The organism is Streptomyces sp. P5F9, assembly GCF_057961495.1.
In genome coordinates this window covers 1-613 of record NZ_JBXVPZ010001012.1, presented here as the reverse complement: position 1 = coordinate 613, position 613 = coordinate 1, and the positions used below count along the sequence as shown (strand labels likewise).

The following is a 613-nucleotide window of genomic DNA, read 5'->3' as shown; positions in this document are numbered from 1 at the left end:
GTGCAGGGCCCGCAGGAAGCCGCGGTTCGGCTCGTGCTCCCAGGGCACCGGTCCGTGCCCCTTCCAGCCGTTGCGCCGCAGGGAGTCGAGCCCGCGGTGGTAACCCGTACGCGCATAGGCGTACGACTCCACGACACTCCCCCGCTCGAACGCGTCGTCGGCCAGCAGCGCCCAGGCCAGCGAGGAGGTCGGGTACTTCGCGGCGACATCGGCGGGCGTCGCGCCACTCGCGAGGAGGTCGCGCGGCCCGGGGTCTTCGGGGAGGTGGGTCGGGGGCGGTCCCCCGAGGAGGTTCTCGTGAATCGTCATGGGTTCCAGTCTCCCCCAGGGGCGGCGATTGGCCGACATCACGCCTGCACGTCGGCTCGCTTCGGCTCGCTTCGGCTCGCTTCGGCAAGGAGGAGGGCTCCTGGATAACCGTGCGTGACGACGGCAGGAGGTCCGGTGTCAATGCCGCCCACAGCAGGCGGTGCGCTTCCGAACCCTGCGGTATGCATTCCGGACAGCTCGCCTCAGACCCACCCCGGTTCGGCAGGCACCCGGCACCGCACCTGTTTCCCGATCGCCGACCTCTGCACCTGCCACCCCGGCGCCAGCAGCCCGACCAGCCCGA

The 613-nt window shown here is 71.3% G+C and carries 1 protein-coding gene; it reads right to left on the bottom strand.

Translation table 11 applies throughout. The annotated features are described in order from the left end of the window. The coding region (locus tag AC31A1_RS52145) for a DUF3151 domain-containing protein (protein ID WP_489660033.1) at positions 1–309 on the bottom strand (309 nt) is incomplete at its 3' end. Between the last annotated feature and the right edge of the window lie 304 nt (positions 310–613).